The organism is Vibrio sp. THAF64 (assembly GCF_009363455.1).
Classification (GTDB): domain Bacteria; phylum Pseudomonadota; class Gammaproteobacteria; order Enterobacterales; family Vibrionaceae; genus Vibrio; species Vibrio coralliilyticus.
Map to the genome: position 1 here is coordinate 300,050 of NZ_CP045355.1, position 16,260 is coordinate 316,309.

General features: G+C 44.4%; 21 protein-coding genes. 15 read left to right on the top strand and 6 right to left on the bottom strand.

Going from position 1 to position 16,260, the window contains the following annotated elements; genetic code table 11:
* The first annotated feature begins 352 nt into the window (after nt 1–352).
* The 15 genes from FIU99_RS01285 (at nt 353) to FIU99_RS01350 (ending at nt 10,648) form a co-directional block, all read left to right on the top strand.
* Nucleotides 353–676: a hypothetical protein gene (locus FIU99_RS01285; protein WP_039952717.1), complete on the top strand. Its 324-nt coding sequence runs from the start codon at nt 353–355 to the stop codon at nt 674–676.
* A gap of 172 nt (nt 677–848) precedes the next feature.
* Nucleotides 849–1,121, top strand: coding sequence for a hypothetical protein (locus FIU99_RS01290; RefSeq protein WP_039952715.1), 273 nt, complete (start codon nt 849–851; stop codon nt 1,119–1,121).
* A 414-nt stretch (nt 1,122–1,535) separates the two neighbouring features.
* Nucleotides 1,536–1,898, top strand: a complete 363-nt coding sequence (locus FIU99_RS01295; protein ID WP_039952712.1) for a hypothetical protein — start codon at nt 1,536–1,538, stop codon at nt 1,896–1,898.
* On the top strand, nt 1,895–2,251 hold the full coding sequence (locus tag FIU99_RS01300; protein ID WP_039952710.1) for a hypothetical protein: 357 nt from the start codon (nt 1,895–1,897) through the stop codon (nt 2,249–2,251). Before FIU99_RS01295 ends, FIU99_RS01300 begins: the two co-directional genes overlap by 4 nt.
* Before the next feature lie 190 nt (nt 2,252–2,441).
* On the top strand, nt 2,442–2,801 hold the full coding sequence (locus FIU99_RS01305) for a hypothetical protein (protein ID WP_006963243.1): 360 nt from the start codon (nt 2,442–2,444) through the stop codon (nt 2,799–2,801).
* 14 nt (nt 2,802–2,815) lie between these two features.
* Nucleotides 2,816–3,190: a hypothetical protein gene (locus tag FIU99_RS01310; RefSeq protein ID WP_039952708.1), complete on the top strand. Its 375-nt coding sequence runs from the start codon at nt 2,816–2,818 to the stop codon at nt 3,188–3,190.
* A 17-nt stretch (nt 3,191–3,207) separates the two neighbouring features.
* Entirely contained in the window at nt 3,208–3,579 is a 372-nt protein-coding gene (locus FIU99_RS01315; RefSeq protein WP_039952706.1) for a hypothetical protein, read from the top strand.
* 13 nt (nt 3,580–3,592) lie between these two features.
* Nucleotides 3,593–3,934, top strand: a complete 342-nt coding sequence (locus FIU99_RS01320; RefSeq protein ID WP_039952705.1) for a hypothetical protein — start codon at nt 3,593–3,595, stop codon at nt 3,932–3,934.
* Nucleotides 3,935–3,958: 24 nt separating this feature from the next.
* Nucleotides 3,959–4,300 carry a hypothetical protein gene (locus FIU99_RS01325; RefSeq protein WP_039952702.1) on the top strand — a complete coding sequence of 114 codons (342 nt, stop codon included), beginning with the start codon at nt 3,959–3,961 and terminating at the stop codon, nt 4,298–4,300.
* Between the two features lie 97 nt (nt 4,301–4,397).
* The gene (locus tag FIU99_RS27725; protein ID WP_353056635.1) at nt 4,398–4,631 is read left to right on the top strand and encodes a DUF5992 family protein; all 234 of its coding nucleotides are present in this window, start codon (nt 4,398–4,400) and stop codon (nt 4,629–4,631) included.
* Between the two features lie 139 nt (nt 4,632–4,770).
* Nucleotides 4,771–5,349: an aminodeoxychorismate/anthranilate synthase component II gene (locus FIU99_RS01330; RefSeq protein ID WP_006963240.1), complete on the top strand. Its 579-nt coding sequence runs from the start codon at nt 4,771–4,773 to the stop codon at nt 5,347–5,349.
* A gap of 391 nt (nt 5,350–5,740) precedes the next feature.
* Nucleotides 5,741–6,955, top strand: a complete 1,215-nt coding sequence (locus FIU99_RS01335) for an aspartate aminotransferase family protein (protein ID WP_006963239.1) — start codon at nt 5,741–5,743, stop codon at nt 6,953–6,955.
* Nucleotides 6,956–7,183: 228 nt separating this feature from the next.
* Nucleotides 7,184–8,203 (top strand): arginine N-succinyltransferase, encoded by a 1,020-nt coding sequence (gene astA, locus FIU99_RS01340; RefSeq protein ID WP_006963238.1) that lies wholly within the window; start codon nt 7,184–7,186, stop codon nt 8,201–8,203.
* A 17-nt stretch (nt 8,204–8,220) separates the two neighbouring features.
* Complete coding sequence (gene astD, locus FIU99_RS01345; RefSeq protein ID WP_006963237.1) at nt 8,221–9,678, top strand: succinylglutamate-semialdehyde dehydrogenase; 1,458 nt, start codon at nt 8,221–8,223, stop codon at nt 9,676–9,678.
* A gap of 178 nt (nt 9,679–9,856) precedes the next feature.
* Nucleotides 9,857–10,648: a DUF1338 domain-containing protein gene (locus FIU99_RS01350; RefSeq protein WP_006963236.1), complete on the top strand. Its 792-nt coding sequence runs from the start codon at nt 9,857–9,859 to the stop codon at nt 10,646–10,648.
* 128 nt (nt 10,649–10,776) lie between these two features.
* Here FIU99_RS01350 and crp read toward each other — a convergent pair whose 3' ends face one another.
* The 6 genes from crp to FIU99_RS01380 all read right to left on the bottom strand — a co-directional run bounded on the left by crp (nt 10,777) and on the right by FIU99_RS01380 (nt 16,246).
* The gene (gene crp / locus FIU99_RS01355) at nt 10,777–11,409 is read right to left on the bottom strand and encodes a cAMP-activated global transcriptional regulator CRP (RefSeq protein WP_004410522.1); all 633 of its coding nucleotides are present in this window, start codon (nt 11,407–11,409) and stop codon (nt 10,777–10,779) included.
* A 242-nt stretch (nt 11,410–11,651) separates the two neighbouring features.
* Nucleotides 11,652–12,521 (bottom strand): phosphoribulokinase, encoded by an 870-nt coding sequence (locus FIU99_RS01360; protein WP_152471950.1) that lies wholly within the window; start codon nt 12,519–12,521, stop codon nt 11,652–11,654.
* An 88-nt stretch (nt 12,522–12,609) separates the two neighbouring features.
* Nucleotides 12,610–12,822, bottom strand: a complete 213-nt coding sequence (locus FIU99_RS01365; protein WP_006963234.1) for a YheU family protein — start codon at nt 12,820–12,822, stop codon at nt 12,610–12,612.
* Nucleotides 12,823–12,861: 39 nt separating this feature from the next.
* Entirely contained in the window at nt 12,862–13,839 is a 978-nt protein-coding gene (locus FIU99_RS01370; RefSeq protein WP_006963233.1) for a hydrolase, read from the bottom strand.
* Nucleotides 13,840–13,850: 11 nt separating this feature from the next.
* On the bottom strand, nt 13,851–14,327 hold the full coding sequence (locus FIU99_RS01375) for a TIGR02444 family protein (protein ID WP_006963232.1): 477 nt from the start codon (nt 14,325–14,327) through the stop codon (nt 13,851–13,853).
* The gene (locus tag FIU99_RS01380) at nt 14,324–16,246 is read right to left on the bottom strand and encodes an ABC transporter ATP-binding protein (RefSeq protein ID WP_006963231.1); all 1,923 of its coding nucleotides are present in this window, start codon (nt 16,244–16,246) and stop codon (nt 14,324–14,326) included. The genes FIU99_RS01375 and FIU99_RS01380 overlap by 4 nt, the downstream gene beginning before the upstream one ends.
* Nucleotides 16,247–16,260: the final 14 nt, after the last annotated feature.

Here is a 16,260-nt window from a genome sequence, read left to right on the forward strand (position 1 = left end):
GTTATTGAAGGTAAGAAGATTGTTGAGTTTAAATCTCATGCAGAACCTTATTCTGGTGGCAGTAGTTGGGATAATCAGTCATGGATCACCCTCGAAGGGATCACAAGTGTTGGTGATGATTGTCAGCCTCAGCCGTGGTCAAATGGGTTAGCATAAAAATTATTGCAAATAAAAATAGCACTTTTACTACTTTTTTACTCTTATGAATACGTTTTAAATAGTGACGTTACGAAGATAATTATTCTCAATTAATTTCATTTCAATAATTAGTTGATAAAACTAACGAATTATCCCGAATCATTGAGTAAAACTGATTAACTAGTTTACCTTGACTAATACTAAAGGACTAACAATGAAAAAATATTTTACCTTTCTTATTCTACTGCTTAGCTTCGGTGTAAGCGCAACAGAAGAATCACCAACTGGGTTGATTAAAAGAATACAAGCTTATTCTGTTCATGGGGATGTTTTTATTAGTATGGAAACTAATGGTCAGCAATGTAGCACTGGATACTTTATAGATAAAGTCAGCCCTGGTTATGAATCGATTTTAAGTATGTTACTTGCGGCCTACCAAGCCAATACGCCAATATCAATATTTGCCTATGAAGACCAACGATGGTCGGGGACTACTGCCCCTGTATGTAAAATATTTAGCGTGGTTTATGCGCGTTAGTAGCCAAGTTAGCAGACAGAAAAGTTTAAGATAATTAGGTATTACGAAAGATATATGATCTGGATTCAGGGAGTAATTTAAATTTTCCTTTGGATTTAATTTAAACCTCCAGATAGATAACAATACTTGTAATTAAAACTTATAATTAACAAGCGCTACCTATGGTATTAAAATGTTTATGAAATATATACTTCCCATCCTGTTGGCACTCACATCATCCTTCGCTTATTCATCAATCATCGAAGGTAAGAAGATTGTTGAGTTTAAATCTCATGCAGAACCTTATTCAGGTGGTAGTAGTTGGGACAATGCGTCATGGATTACCCTCGAAGGGGTCACAAGCGTTGGTGATAATTGTCAGCCTCAGTCTTGGTCAAATGGGTTAGCACCATTTTATATTGATGGCGAGAGCGAGACATTATTCTTTCTTACTTTGGCCACCTAATTAGTATAACTCTGTAAGTGGAACTTATTTATGTTAGAAGAAAACCTTATAAACTTTATTGGCTTTGGTTTAGTGATCTTAAACATGCTGGTTTTCTTTTCTGGTGTGTTTTTCTTTATTAAAAGTTTTTACTGTTTATTTTATGACAGAGCACGTTTCTTTAGTTCTTTCGCTCGTTTTTTCCTTTTGTTTTTCTTATCGGGATTATTATACTATTTGATAGGTTCAAATGCGGATTTACTGAATTTTAACATTATTGAAAAGGTCGATTGAAACAAATCTGATAGATATTTATCAGGATTGTTTATGGTTACAAAGTATAGTGAGCTAGCGGTCAGTGTAGAATAAAGATTTTTCCTTTTTATGCAACTTTAATTGATTCGATAGGTATGCAGAAAATAGTGGTTTGAGAAAATGAAAAGTATATTATTTCTGTTCACTTTGGTTTTTATTTATGGCTGTGGAGCTAAAGAATCAATCGTTAAAATTGATGGGGTATTAACCCCTGTTGAAATGAAAAGTAAGAAAGGAAGAGGTACTGGCCTTAGGGTAGTATATTCTATAAGCTCTAATCTTGAAATTAAGCTGGTGACACATGGTTTTAGAATTGGGTGGGATCTTTTTAGTAAAAGAGGAAACTATTATAATAAAGATGTTTCAGTATCCTACTTTATCAGCGGTGATCCTATTCCTAGTTATGAGTCAATCACTAAAACTTATATTGTTGGTAAAATAGAATATAAGGGCAAGGTAGTATATCAGGATCCTTACTTATGAGGCCTTTATTGTACTTAATCATACTTATTATAACAGGGTGTGGCCCTGAGCAAGACCTTGTAAATGTTGAAGGAGTATTAACACCAATCAAAATTACGGAGAATTATGGTCGTGGTGGTGATGGTCATACAATACGATTAAAAATTAGTGGCGATTCCAATTTAAATCTTGTGGTATATGGATTTGTTGATGGTGAGGTTTTATTTTCTCCAGGTGGGAAATACTATAATAAGGAAGTAGAAGTTGTCTATCGATTTAATAATGGTTTGGTGAATGAAAGTAAAAACAAAGCACTTCAAACTTATAGTATTGATAAGATTTCTCATGACGGTAATTTGATATATGAAGATTGATATATAAATGGTTTTGTATATAAAATGAGCGTTAAATCAAGACGTGGGCATATTTAATTTTTAACACTCATCAGAGAAACAGGTATATGCCCGCATTGTTGAAGGCTCCAACGATTGCCAGCTCGACTATATGGTTATTTATTAACGCGTACTCCAAATTATTTTTATCAAGAAAGGCTAGGTTAAAAATATGAATATTAAAGTTTTTACCGCTTTAGTGATGTTAATTCTCTCTGCACCAGCTAATGCGGCTCGATTCGATATAACTGGGGATATTGGCCAAATTCGATATCATGAAGCCTCTAATTCATTAGCTCCATTATGGCGAAAACACACTTGGTTTGAAATCGTCAACCCAGAAACAAAGCCTAACTGTAAATCTTATGCTTCTGGCACTTACGCAATTTCAATTCCAGAAAACAACGAAACAGCATTGACGATGTTGTTATCTGCAAAAATGGCAAATAAGAAAGTCATGGTTACGTTAGATGATTCTATCCTCTTCCCTGACAATGGGTATTGCAAGTTACAGTATCTGACTATTTTATAATTAAGGTAAATAAAATGAAAATACGCTATAAATTATACTGGTTCTGCTTTGCACTTATTGGTTGTAGTAGTGCTTATGCCGCGTCTATTTATAACATTAAAACAGAAATATCGAGTATTGTCGTGTACCCGCAGTCTAGTACTTCTCCATCAAGCGTGTCTTATACTGAGCTATTAATTAACATTCCGACTGACATGTCTGAAAAACCATCATGTGCAGTGCACTCTAATCGATTTATTATCGACTCTCGCAACCCTTTGTTTGACCATGTTTTGAGTGTTGCACTTGCCGCGCGAGTTGCGAAAATACCTGTGACAATAAGTTACTGGGACGTTTGTGAAGCATCAGGGACACACCGAGCGCCCTTAATTCGCCATTTCACTTTATGAGCTCACCAGGACTTTATATGAAAAAATTAATTCTGATCCTACTTCCTTTATTGTTTGTCTCCATACCAGCCAGTGCAGAGAAAGGGTTTGTAAAAGGAGAAATTGAATATATACGCACCCATGATGGCGATGTGATCTCCTCTTGGAGACCGCCAGCGTTTTGGTTTACGTTAAAAGGTGTAGATAAGGCAGGGACATGTAGTATATGGACCCCTAGCAATACGGTGTTATTTGCGGCGACCGACAGTTCTGCTTATTCAATGATTTTAGGTGCGTTTATGGCAGGTAAAGAGGTGTCGGTCTCTTTTGACGATTCTGTTAAATACTCTGGCTCTGGTCACTGTAAAGCAAGATACATCACCCTTGGTAACCCGCCATTACTCCAGTAGGACACAATGCAAAATGAAACGACTTCTAATTTTAACTTCACTCTTTCTCTTTTCATTCCAAGTGTTAGCTACTAATGCCAGTAAAAATGGAGACTGGATTGCCATGGGGGTTCCTCAATATGTTCATTTAGGAACCCAAGGAACGTTTTTAATCAATGGAAACGGTACTCATGGTACGTGTGCAGGAAAAACACCACGTTATTTTAGTTTTGATATGAATGCGCCACATTTCTATGCCATGTATTCATGGTTGATGCATATGTCAAAGGAAAATAAGGCGGTGGCTTGTGTTGTTGAAAGTGGCTGTGGGACGAACACCGTACAGGTCCAATATTGCCGTGGGCCACTGAGATAATCACTTACAAGACAGGAAACACTGATGAAAAAAATACTCCTACTGGCAGCAATTCTATTTAGTACGCCCTCAATGGCTGCTATTAGTTGCCATGGCACCATCAAGCATATTCTGCAGTATGCTAATGGTGATATTAACGTAGCGACCTCATATAGGGGTACATACACCGTGATGTGTAATATTGAAAAGCACTGGAAAGGAGTCAGCCCTGAAGCATGCCAAGGCATGCTCAGCGTATTACTGACTGCGCAATCAACAGGAAAAACTATAGCGACTTACTACAACACTGATCAATATACTTGTAGCAATCTGCCTCATTATGGAAGTGCTCCTGGTCCTAATTATGTTGGAATCTTGGGAGAGTAATGATAATACGCGGAATCACATTCTTAGCCCTTGTTTCATCGTCTAACTTTGCTTTGGCATCAGGTGCTTTTATTGCCGAAGGTTCAACTATAAATCTATTGCCAATACAAGCAGCAATACCGATAGTTTTGCAGTATCAGTGAAAGGTGGTACAGGTGTATGTGGAAGTACCACAAGACTATTTCCACGTAATGCAACTACCTCTTCCGAAGTGCACAGGCGTGCCTATTCGCCTGCGCTGACCGCATTTTCTATGGGCGCCAAAGTAACGGTTCATAACTATGCTGGGGATGATTGTAAGAACGCTGCTTACATTAAAATAGAGCGCTAGCCCATATGACTGTAAACCCATAACGCCAGCTTATGCTGGCGTTATTTTTATCGTTTGCGGAGTTATTGCTTGCCTTTCCGTCTTGGTATTGCACAATACCGCCCCTGACAAGCAATTTTATCAACACCAATCCAGACCCATGCTGTTAATCATCGATAACTACGACTCTTTTACTTACAACCTGTACCAATACTTTTGCGAGTTGGGTGCAGAGGTAAAAGTCGTGCGTAACGATGAAACAGACATTGCGGCGATTGAAGCGATGAAACCTAGCCATCTGGTGATCTCTCCGGGGCCGTGTACACCTAATGAAGCAGGGGTCACTCTAGAGGTGATTGAACACTTTGCAGGTAAACTGCCGATACTTGGTGTGTGCTTAGGCCATCAGGCGATTGCTCAGGTATTTGGCGGTGAAGTGGTGCGTGCTCGTCAGGTGATGCACGGGAAAACATCCCCAATTCGACACAGTGGCCGCAGCGTCTTTGCAGGCTTGAATAACCCTCTCACAGTAACGCGCTATCATTCACTGGTGGTTCAAAACGGCACGTTACCAGAGTGTTTTGAGCTCACCGCTTGGACGGAGCTCGAAGATGGCTCGATGGATGAAATCATGGGCTATCAGCACAAAACCTTGCCTATTGATGCGGTGCAATTTCACCCAGAATCGATCAAAACTGAGCAAGGGCATGATCTACTTGCCAACTTTTTACGTCGCTAACCCTCTTTTATTACCTCAATAAATCCTGACTGGGATCACTTTTTTTAACATTTCTTTCATATTCTTGCGTGCGGATATTATGTGAAAAACTATTCGCAGGCGTTGTCCTGCCTAACTCTCCGCCCTTGTTATTACTATGCTTAACTACAGCTTATCTTTGTTATAAGAATATATTGCTTCATAAAAGCAGTGGCTTAATGCATAAATACTCAAAGCTAATGCAGAACAGACTTTCAGCAGTGAAGTAAAAAGAATAATTCACTATTGAAATGGTTAATTAAATGTAAATACAATGCCGCAATTGCTTAAATGCAAAACAATATGTGCTTTCGTTTAATGAAAGCAAGGATGCAAAAATTACCTGGCATGCGGTATCGAGAGGGAATGTGCAATGACAGTCGAAAATAAAGTAGAACGCGGTTTGTTTGATGAGGTGATGGTACCTTGTTATAACCCAATGGAAATGGTTCCAGTCAAGGGCGAAGGCGCTCGTGTTTGGGATCAGGAAGGCAAAGAGTATATCGACTTTGCTGGTGGTATCGCCGTGAGCTGTCTGGGTCATTGTCACCCTGCAATGGTTAATGCTCTGACGGAGCAAGGCCAAAAACTATGGCATCTAAGTAATGTCATGACAAACGAACCTGCACTTCGCCTAGCGAAGAAGCTGACAGACGTGAGCTTTGCAGAAAAAGTGTTCTTCGCTAACTCAGGTGCAGAAGCAAACGAAGCAGCTCTGAAACTGGCGCGTCGTTACGCAGCTGACCAGTTTGGCCCTGAGAAATCTGAAATCATCGCTTTCAAACAAGGCTTCCACGGTCGTACTTTCTTTACGGTAACGGTTGGTGGCCAAGCGGCTTACTCTGATGGTTTTGGTCCTAAACCTGGTGATGTCACTCACCTGCCGTACAATGATGTGGAAGCGCTACGTGCACACATCTCTGACCGTACTTGTGCCATCATGATGGAACCTCTTCAGGGTGAAGGCGGTATCATCTCTCCAACAGATGAGTTTGTTCAAACCGTTCGTGAACTGTGTGACAAGCACAATGCACTGCTTATCTTTGATGAAGTTCAGACAGGTAACGGCCGTACGGGGCACTTCTACGCTTATCAAGGTCTGGGTGTCACACCAGATATCCTAAGCACCGCAAAATCGCTCGGTGGCGGTTTCCCTATCGGTGCAATGCTAACTACAACTGAACTGTCTAAGCACCTGAAAGTGGGCACTCATGGTTCAACGTACGGTGGTAACCCACTTGCGTGTGCAGTTGCAGAAGCGGTCGTCGACATTGTAAGCGCACCAGAAACTCTGGCTGGCGTTGCAGAGCGCGAAGCTCTGTTCCGTGACGGTTTAGCTAAACTTAATGATAAGTACAACATGTTCGCGGAAGTTCGCGGCAAAGGCCTTCTTTTAGGCGCTGCGCTTAACGATGAGTGGCAAGGCCGTGCGCGTGACGTACTGGTTGCAGCAGGTAAAGAAGGTCTGATGGTGTTAGTGGCAGGCGCGAATGTAGTTCGCTTTACGCCTTCACTGGTTATCACCAAAGAAGAAATCGCAGAAGGATTAGCAAAACTAGATAAAGCACTAGCCACTCTAGTTAAATAATAAATAAACAAACTGGGAGAGCTGTATTGCAACAGTTCTCCCAATACCAGTGCTATCGGTCATGTGTTTGGATAGTTGCGCAGGAAAAATTGCTTAGAACAAGGCGTAGCTTACAGCAAGCGAGCGGGCCTAACTTCAAAAGCTACAACGTAGTGATTAGCGATTTTAGCCAGCAACAACGAATAGATGACCGATAGCATTGGTATCCTGCATCTGGAGGGAGTATCGATGCTGGTTGTTCGCCCTATAGCAATGTCGGACTACGATGCGCTGCACACCTGTGCGGTTGAATCGGGTCACGGATTCACATCTCTTCCGGTTAACGAAGAACTGTTGACCAATCGTATTACTCATTCTGAGTACAGCTTTGCCAAAAACGAAGTGACTGAACCTGGTGACGAAGGTTATCTGATGGTCGGTTTCGACAGTGAGACTGGCGAAGTCGCTGGTTGTACTGGTATTGAAGCTTCGATTGGCTGGGATGTGCCATTTTATTCTTACCACATCAGCACTATTGTACATTCATCGCCAAAATTGGGGGTGAATAATGTGGTTAAGCTGCTTACATTTGGCAATAACTACACGGGTTGTAGTGAAATCTGTACCTTGTTCTTGCGCCCGAATTTCCGTGGCGGACTGAATGGTCGCCTAATGTCGAAGTGTCGTTTCTTGATGATGGCGGAACACCCGCATCGTTTCTCAGAAACGGTATTTGCTGAAATGCGTGGCGTGTCAGATGAAGAAGGTAACTCACCATTCTGGCAATGGCTGCAAGAGCATTTCTTCTCGATTGATTTCACTATGGCTGATTACCTGACGGGTATCGGTAAGAAAGGCTTTATCGCCGACCTAATGCCTAAGCTACCAATTTATATCAACTTACTGAGCAAAGAAGCTCAGGCGGTGATTGGTCAGGTACATGAAAATACCAAGCCTGCATTGCGCTTGCTTGAGAAAGAAGGCTTCACTTGCCGTAACTACGTCGACATCTTTGATGGCGGCCCGTCGGTAGAGTGTGATGTGCGTAATATTGAGTCGGTCCGCCACTCATTCCGCGCGAAAATCACCATTGCTGAGCACACCAGTTCGCAAGATTACCTTATCTCAAACACGTCGTTTGAAAACTTCCGTGCCGTGGCAGCTAAAGCCGCATATGACCAGGCCTCTGAATCTGTGATTCTGGCACCTGATGTTGCTAAAGCACTGGAAGTGAATGAAGGCGAATACGTTCGCATGCTGGCTCAGTAATCGAAAGGAATAGAATCATGACACATTGGATTGCAGGCGAGTGGCTTGCGGGTCAGGGCGAATCGATGAACTCGATCAGCCCATACAACAATGAAGTGATCTGGCAGGGTGACAGTGCGTCACCTGCGCAGGTTGAATCGGCAGTGAGCGCTGCTCGAAACGCTTTCTTGAGCTGGAAAAAGCTGACTTACGCTGAGCGCGAAGCTGTGGTGCTGGCGTTTGCTGAGAAAGTAAAAGAGAACAGCGAGCAAATCGCTGAAATTATCGCGAAAGAAACCGGAAAACCAATCTGGGAAACGCGCACTGAAGCAGCAGCTATGGCTGGTAAGATTGCGATCTCTATCCGTGCTTACCATGACCGTACCGGTGAAGCGACGCGAGAAGCGGCAGGCAACCAGATTGTTCTGCGTCACCGCCCTTTGGGTGTAATGGCGGTATTCGGCCCTTATAACTTCCCAGGTCATTTGCCAAATGGCCACATTGTTCCGGCACTGCTTGCTGGTAACACGGTCGTGTTTAAGCCTTCAGAGCAAACGCCACTCACCGGCGAGTTCGCGATGAAACTATGGCAGCAAGCGGGCTTACCAGCAGGCGTAATCAACCTTGTTCAGGGCGCGAAGGAAACCGGTGTTGCGCTGGCAGATTCGAAAGGCATTGATGGCGTATTGTTCACGGGTAGTGCAAACACTGGTCATATCCTGCACCGTCAGTTTGCAGGGCAGCCGGGTAAAATGTTGGCGCTAGAAATGGGCGGCAACAACCCGATGGTGATCTCTGAAAACTACGGCGAGCTGGATGCAACTGTGTATACCATTATTCAGTCTGCTTTCATCAGTGCAGGTCAACGTTGTACTTGTGCCCGTCGCCTGTACGTGCCTGTTGGTGAGAAAGGCGACCAGCTGGTCAGCAAACTCGTTCAAGCAACTCAAAAGATTCGTGTTGATCAGCCATTTGCTGAACCTGCGCCATTTATGGGGCCTCAGATTTCTAAAGCAGCGGCTGACTTTATTCTTAATGCGCAAACAAACTTGCAAAGCCTTGGCGGTGTGAGCTTGCTAGAAGCGAAAGCGGGTGAAGCGGCATTTGTTTCTCCGGGCATCATTGATGTGACGCCAATCGCTGATCTGCCAGATGAAGAGTACTTTGGGCCACTACTACAAGTGGTGCGTTACCAAGGCTTGGAGAAAGCAGTTGAACTGGCAAACGATACGCGCTTCGGCTTGTCGGCAGGTCTGGTTTCAACCGATGATAGCGAGTGGGATTACTTTGTTGACCACATTCGTGCTGGCATCGTCAATCGCAACCGTCAGCTAACTGGCGCAAGCGGTGATGCACCATTCGGTGGCCCAGGTGCTTCGGGTAACCTACGCCCAAGTGCTTACTACGCAGCAGATTACTGCGCATACCCAATGGCATCAATGGAAGGTGGGGAAACTCTACTACCTGCTACATTGAGCCCGGGTGTTGAGTTATAAAAATATTTTAAGGGTTTCCCTTACCACCTCTCTTTTTGGGGAGGTTTTTAAACGTCACAGGTTGAAGGCTATCTGATCAGATTTCTGGACAAATTTGGTCAGATAGCCTCATTTATAAAATCAAATAAACAATAAATATAACTCCGTTAACGTAGACAAACCCAAACAAGGAGGCGTTATGACGCCACAAGTTTTATTCCAGTCGTTATGGAATGACTATATTCAACGCTTATGTCCCTCTGCTGATAAAGTTCACCATCTGCTTCAGGAAAATGAGCCATTGATCAATGACCACATTGCGCTGCGTACATTTAATGTCGCACCTTTGGGGATTGAGACACTGGCCAAACCGTTTATCGACGCTGGCTATAAGCCGTGCGGTGATTACGAGTTCGAAAGTAAGAAGTTAGTGGCGAAGCACTTTGAGCATCCAGACCCGAAACAGCCAAAAGTTTTTATCAGTGAGCTAAAAGTGAACGAGTGTTCTCCAGAGCTTCAGGCCATCGTTGCCAAGCTGGTTGAGCAATTGGACACCGATAAGCTAAAAGGTCATGAGTTCTTGTCTGGTGGGCGTTTATGGGATCTGAGTTTTGCTGATTACCAGTTGCTGGCAAAAGAGAGTGAATACGCTTCTTGGCTAGCAGCACACGGCTACGGTGCTAACCACTTTACGGTTAGCGTGAATCAGCTGGACGCTTTTGAAGAAGTGAAAGGTGTTAATGACCACCTACGTGAAGCTGGCTTTACGATCAATGAATCAGGCGGTGAAGTGAAAGGCTCGCCGGACGTGCTGCTTGAGCAATCTTCTACCATGGCGGATAAAGTACCAGTGACCTTCACTGAAGGGACTGAGATGGTTCCTGGTGGCTTCTATGAGTTTGCTAAGCGTTACCCAATGAGTAACGGTGAACTTTACCCAGGATTCGTTGCTGCTTCTGCTGACAAGATTTTCGAAAGTACTAACGGATAAGATAGACGAGAACGGGCTTCTCTCCCGATGGAGTCGAGAAGTCCTTTCCGGTTCCTGGATCCGATATAAACAAAAAAGCCACCAATGTTTCCATTGGTGGCTTTTAAAATTTTAGCGGTTAATCGAAATTAACGAGTTCCGTAAACAACGATTGTCTTACCATGGGCAGAAATTAGGTTCTGCTCTTCTAGCATCTTCAAGATACGACCTACTGTTTCACGAGAACAGCCAACAATCTGACCGATTTCCTGACGAGTGATCTTGATCTGCATGCCGTCTGGGTGTGTCATTGCATCTGGCTGTTTTGCCAGGTTAAGCAGTGTTTGCGCGATGCGGCCTGTTACGTCTAGGAATGCCAAGTCACCCACTTTCTGACTGGTTACCTGTAGACGGCTTGCCATTTGTGCAGACAGGCGCATTAGGATGTCAGGGTTAACTTGGATTAGCTGACGGAATTTCTTGAATGAAATTTCTGCTACTTCACAAGGAGATTTCGCACGAACCCATGCCGTACGCTCTTGGTCTTCTTCGAATAAACCAAGTTCACCGATAAAGTCACCTTGGTTTAGGTAAGAAAGGATCATTTCCTTACCTTCTTCGTCTTTGATAAGTACTGCAACAGAACCTTTAACAATGTAGTAAAGAGTCTCTGCTTTTTCGCCCGCGTGGATCAGCGTGCTTTTTGACGGGTACTTATGAATATGACAGTGTGAAAGGAACCACTCTAATGTTGGATCGGTTTGAGGTTTACCTAGAACCATAATATCTCACTTCCTCTGCAGGGTACGCTTGCTGCTTTCCATGTTTTAGCTAAGCCTTGAATCAAGACCTACTAGGATAAGAGCACTTTTCAAATGCTGCAAGCCATCTTTGTTTCGGTTTCAAATAGTATCTTTTTTTGAAATCGATTTCTTGATTTTAATCGGGTACACCTTACGATTTTGTACGCAAAAATGTGCACATGATCACGGTATGAAAAGTAATCGTGTTTATAACGCGAGTCTTAGCCAATTTTTCCGGTTTCGATTAACTGTTGCAAGATCGGGCGAACAATCAACTCGACCGCGAAACTCATTTTGCCGCCCGGTACCACGAGCGTGTTGTGGCGAGACATAAACGAACCATCAATCATTGCCAGTAGGTAAGGGAAATCGACGTTCTTAATTCCGCGCAGGCGAATCACGACAAAGCTTTCATCTAGGCTCGGTATGCCTTTGGCGTTGAGTGGGTTAGATGTGTCGACTGTTGGAACGCGCTGGAAGTTGATATGAGTTCGCGAGAACTGGGGAGTGATATAGTTAAGGTAGTCGTCCATCGAACGGACAATAGAATCCATCACGGCCTCACGAGAGTGACCACGATCTCGGGTATCTCGAACGAACTTTTGTATCCATTCCAAGTTAACAATGGGTACCATGCCAATCAGAAAGTCGACATGCTGAGCCACGTTAACATCGCCATCAACTACGCCACCGTGCAGACCTTCATAAAACAGTACATCGGAGTTCTCTGGTAGTTCTTGCCAAGGCGTAAAGGTTCCCGGCATCTGGTTGTACGGTACGGCTTCATCAAACGTGTGCAGATAACGGCGTACTTGCCCGGTTCCTTCGTTACCGTATTTACGGAAAAATTCAGCAAGCGCTGGGAAGTCGTTTGCCTGCGGGCCAAAGTAACTAATGTGACGACCCTGTTCACGGGCCTTACGAATTTCAACGTCCATCTCTGGGCGAGTAAAACGGTGAAAACTATCACCTTCTACCCAAGCGGGCTTAACGCTCATCATGTTGAACATTTTGCGGAATGCTTCAGATGTCGTGGTAGTACCTGCACCAGATGAACCAGTGACGGCAATGATCGGATGTTTTGCTGACATGACAAACCTTGTCTGTAAATAACTGTCCCTTGTTGCATGTCACTATAACACGCTTTAATGCAAGGGCACGGTATGCTGTGTTTTAAAGTTAGAACTTTTGTTTGAGCTGGATATCGACAGTTTCGTGAAGCTCAGAGAACACCACAACGGCTTCACCGGATTCAAGCTGAGCCTTAATCTGATCGACTTTATCTTGCAGGGAAATTTCCATCTCACCGTAGTCAGTGCCTTCACGCAGAACGAATTCACGAATCAGGTTTTCCAGTGTCTCTGGATCAATTTGTTGCCATGGGACGATCATAAATACCTCTGTCTTTTATGGTCGAAAGTTGGTGGGCTATTATCCAGAAACCGCCAGACTTTGATAGTAGGCAGGTAACGCTTCTTCTAACCAGAATCTTGGTTTGAGAGCACTGCCCGTTAAAAATCCGACATGACCACCTTGCTCGAACAGTCGGTAGTCTATGTTATATGGCAAGACGTATTTAGGGATGACGGCATCCGTCATGAAAGGGTCGTCTTTGGCATGAATGATTTGTGTCGGTATGCGAATGTCTTTGAGTCGATGAATACCGGAGCACCTTTGATAGTAATCCTGTGCGTCTTTAAAGCCATGTAAAGGAGCGGTAATTAAGTCGTCAAATTCAAACAGCTTAGTGACACGCTTAATGCTCTGGTAAGAGACATCGAGCTCGCCTTTAATTAGGTGATGTTTACGCAGAGCATTTTTCTTCAAAGATGAGAGCAGGTATGTTTTGTACACCTTGGAAAAGCCTTTCTCGATACGCTCTGAACAGGCTGATAGATCGAGCGGCGCCGAGACGATGGTCGCTGCAGAAAGTAGGGGCTCTTGATTATATTGCGCCAGATAGTTAGCCAGCATGTTGCCACCAAGAGAAATTCCTACCGCGACTTTAGTTTGATTCGGTAGCTGTTGATTTAGCTGCTCAAGGAAGAAACGTGCATCTTCTACTTCACCTGAATGATACGCTCGTGCACGATGGTTAGGCTTACCGCTGCAGCCGCGAAAATGCATCATCACGGACAGCCAGCCATGTTGAGAAAAGGCGTGCATCAAACCATTCGCGTAAGGACTGTAAAAGCAGCCTTCTAGTCCATGAAACAAGACAAACACAGGCTTTTTCTTAGCTTGCTCGGTTTGCCAGTCTTCACTCCAAGCCAGATCGAGAAAATCACCATCCGGTGTGCTGAGCGTTTGCCAAAGCGGTTCAAACAGCGCTTTCTTACGAATAAAACGCGGCGCCAGAGTTTGCAGATGAGGATTGGCTAATCCTTTGGCAGCAATAAATTGAGTCATAAGAACGCCTATCAGTGGGTGAGGTCATCGATGGAATGGGCAAAAACGTCGTGCAAATGTTCTCCGCCAAGCTGACGACAATATCTCAACGTCAGCGGTTCAGCTTGATTCGTCTGTAATTCTATACTGTTTATGCAGTCGACCAGATCAGACTGCTGTTGCTTTTCAAGTTGTAATTCGAACTGTAAGGATTCTCTGTAGAGGGTATCCGTTACATGGGATTTGAGTTTACGACGTAGGTCTCGATAGCTGTGTAACAGGGTTTCTGAACGACCTAGACACTCTTCGACTTTATGCCAGTCTTCATCGAGAAAGGCAGCCTGCTGCTCATCAAGCCATTTGAGTAGCAGCAGCAGGTTAACATTACCTTTGAACTGGTTTTGTAAATTGAGGCACGCATCTTTCACTTCTCGAACACTGTAATATTGCAGACTGAACTGCCATAAGCGTTCTAGGGTTAGCGATACTGATACGTGCTTTGAGCTCATTGGCTAGTAAACTCCTGTTCCATCTGCTCCAGATCTTCTTGCAGTGCCATCCACTCCATTTCGATGTCTTCCAGTTCGGTTTTGGCTTGGCTCTGGGCGGTTAATACCTGATTAAGTTTAGCTTTATTTTCCGCTTCATACAGTGAGTTATCAGATAATTGCGTCTCTGCTTCCGCTAATTGAGTGCCCAAAGTTTCCATCTGAGCTTCCAATTTGGTCAATGTCTTGCGAATCGGAGCGGTTTGTTTACGAAATTCTGCTTCGCGGCGTTTTTGCTCTTTCTTGGCAGCCGCGCTATGGGTGCTGCTCTTTTCTGGCTGGGCAGATTGTGCTTCACGGCGCTCTGCTTTTTGCTGCTCTGTCAGCCATTTATAGTAATCGTTCAGGTCGCCATCGAATGGTGCTACCTGACGATCATGGACCAAATAAAGATCATCGGTTGTGGCGCGCAGGAGATAACGGTCGTGCGAGACAATCACCATCGCCCCTTCAAATGTTTGCAGTGCGAGAGTCAGGGCCTGACGCATGTCCAAGTCTAAGTGGTTGGTCGGTTCATCGAGCAGCAGCAAGTTGGGCTTTTGCCATACGATCAGTGCCAACACTAAGCGTGCTTTTTCTCCCCCTGAGAAAGGCGCCACTTTCTCTAATGCTTTATCACCTTGAAAGCCGAAACTGCCGAGGTAATTACGCAATTCCAGTTCATTCTTATCCGGCGCGATTTGCATCATATGCTGGAGAGGCGTTTCCTCAGGGTGCAAGGTTTCGAGTTGGTGCTGAGCGAAGTAACCAATCTTAACCCCTTGCGAGTAAGTCAGATCGCCTCCTTGACTGTTGAGCTCACCTGACAGCAGTTTAATCAGCGTAGATTTACCAGCACCATTTCGGCCAAGCAGACCAATACGGCTCCCCGGAACCAGATTGAGGCGAATTTTTTCCAAGATAAGGTTGTCACCATACCCCGCAGACACCTCATCCATCATGATTATGGGATTGGGTAGCGAATCAGGATCGCGAAATTCGAAACTGAATGGGTTATCAAATTGAGCAGGTAATACCTTTTCCAAACGATCTAACGCTTTAATTCGGCTTTGTGCCTGACGCGCTTTGGAAGCTTTGTAGCGGAAACGGTCGATATACTTCTGCATGTGCGCCATTTGTTTCTGCTGCTTTTGATACTGCGCTTGTTGCAGGATCAGTTTTTGCGCACGCTGATCTTCGAATGACGAGTAGTTACCAGTGTACTCGTTCATCTGCTGGTTCTCGATATGAATAATCCGACCAACGATCGGGTCAAGGAAGTCGCGATCGTGTGAGATCAACACCAGTGTCCCCGGGTAGTTTTGCAGCCAGCGCTCTAGCCACATAACCGCATCTAGGTCTAAGTGGTTGGTCGGCTCATCGAGCAGTAGTAAGTCTGAGCGACATAAAAGTGCTTGAGCAAGGTTGAGACGCATGCGCCAACCACCAGAGAACTGAGTCAGGTTCCAGCTCATCTGCTCCTGACTGAAACCTAAGCCATCAAGCAGCTCAGCAGCGCGAGCACGAATACTGTACCCGCCGATTGTCTCAATCTTGCCATGCAGTTCAGCCACCAGTGTGCCGTTATCCGCTTGTTCTGCTTGAAGAAGCTGAGCTTCTAATGCGCGGTATTCTCGATCACCATCAATGACGTATTCCAGTGCTGGACGTTCCAGTGCCGGCGTTTCCTGCGCAACCCAAGCGAGCTCCCAATGTGAAGGTTTGCTGAAGTTGCCTGCATCAATCGATAATTCGTCTTTAATTAATGCAAACAGGGTAGATTTACCACAGCCGTTTTTACCGACTAGACCGACTTTGTCGCCCGGGTGAATGGTTGCTGAGGTTTGATCCAGTAGTGGCTTGCCGCCACGTAGCAGCTGGATGTCAGAAAAGGTAATCATAATCTTGTGCTTTA

Excerpts from the sequence above, each read along its gene's own strand:
- FIU99_RS01285 (WP_039952717.1), top strand. The coding sequence starts at position 353 with ATGAAAAAATATTTTACCTTTCTTATTCTACTGCTTAGCTTCGGTGTA.
- FIU99_RS01305 (WP_006963243.1), top strand. The coding sequence starts at position 2,442 with ATGAATATTAAAGTTTTTACCGCTTTAGTGATGTTAATTCTCTCTGCA.
- FIU99_RS01325 (WP_039952702.1), top strand. The coding sequence starts at position 3,959 with ATGAAAAAAATACTCCTACTGGCAGCAATTCTATTTAGTACGCCCTCA.
- crp (WP_004410522.1), bottom strand. The coding sequence starts at position 11,409 with ATGGTTCTAGGTAAACCTCAAACCGATCCAACATTAGAGTGGTTCCTT.
- FIU99_RS01380 (WP_006963231.1), bottom strand. The coding sequence starts at position 16,246 with ATGATTACCTTTTCTGACATCCAGCTGCTACGTGGCGGCAAGCCACTA.
- FIU99_RS01315 (WP_039952706.1), top strand. The coding sequence starts at position 3,208 with ATGAAAAAATTAATTCTGATCCTACTTCCTTTATTGTTTGTCTCCATA.
- FIU99_RS01330 (WP_006963240.1), top strand. The coding sequence starts at position 4,771 with ATGCTGTTAATCATCGATAACTACGACTCTTTTACTTACAACCTGTAC.
- astD (WP_006963237.1), top strand. The coding sequence starts at position 8,221 with ATGACACATTGGATTGCAGGCGAGTGGCTTGCGGGTCAGGGCGAATCG.
- FIU99_RS01365 (WP_006963234.1), bottom strand. The coding sequence starts at position 12,822 with ATGATCGTCCCATGGCAACAAATTGATCCAGAGACACTGGAAAACCTG.
- FIU99_RS01350 (WP_006963236.1), top strand. The coding sequence starts at position 9,857 with ATGACGCCACAAGTTTTATTCCAGTCGTTATGGAATGACTATATTCAA.
- astA (WP_006963238.1), top strand. The coding sequence starts at position 7,184 with ATGCTGGTTGTTCGCCCTATAGCAATGTCGGACTACGATGCGCTGCAC.
- FIU99_RS01290 (WP_039952715.1), top strand. The coding sequence starts at position 849 with ATGTTTATGAAATATATACTTCCCATCCTGTTGGCACTCACATCATCC.
- FIU99_RS01300 (WP_039952710.1), top strand. The coding sequence starts at position 1,895 with ATGAGGCCTTTATTGTACTTAATCATACTTATTATAACAGGGTGTGGC.
- FIU99_RS01370 (WP_006963233.1), bottom strand. The coding sequence starts at position 13,839 with ATGACTCAATTTATTGCTGCCAAAGGATTAGCCAATCCTCATCTGCAA.
- FIU99_RS01375 (WP_006963232.1), bottom strand. The coding sequence starts at position 14,327 with ATGAGCTCAAAGCACGTATCAGTATCGCTAACCCTAGAACGCTTATGG.
- FIU99_RS01295 (WP_039952712.1), top strand. The coding sequence starts at position 1,536 with ATGAAAAGTATATTATTTCTGTTCACTTTGGTTTTTATTTATGGCTGT.
- FIU99_RS01360 (WP_152471950.1), bottom strand. The coding sequence starts at position 12,521 with ATGTCAGCAAAACATCCGATCATTGCCGTCACTGGTTCATCTGGTGCA.
- FIU99_RS01320 (WP_039952705.1), top strand. The coding sequence starts at position 3,593 with ATGAAACGACTTCTAATTTTAACTTCACTCTTTCTCTTTTCATTCCAA.
- FIU99_RS01310 (WP_039952708.1), top strand. The coding sequence starts at position 2,816 with ATGAAAATACGCTATAAATTATACTGGTTCTGCTTTGCACTTATTGGT.
- FIU99_RS01335 (WP_006963239.1), top strand. The coding sequence starts at position 5,741 with ATGACAGTCGAAAATAAAGTAGAACGCGGTTTGTTTGATGAGGTGATG.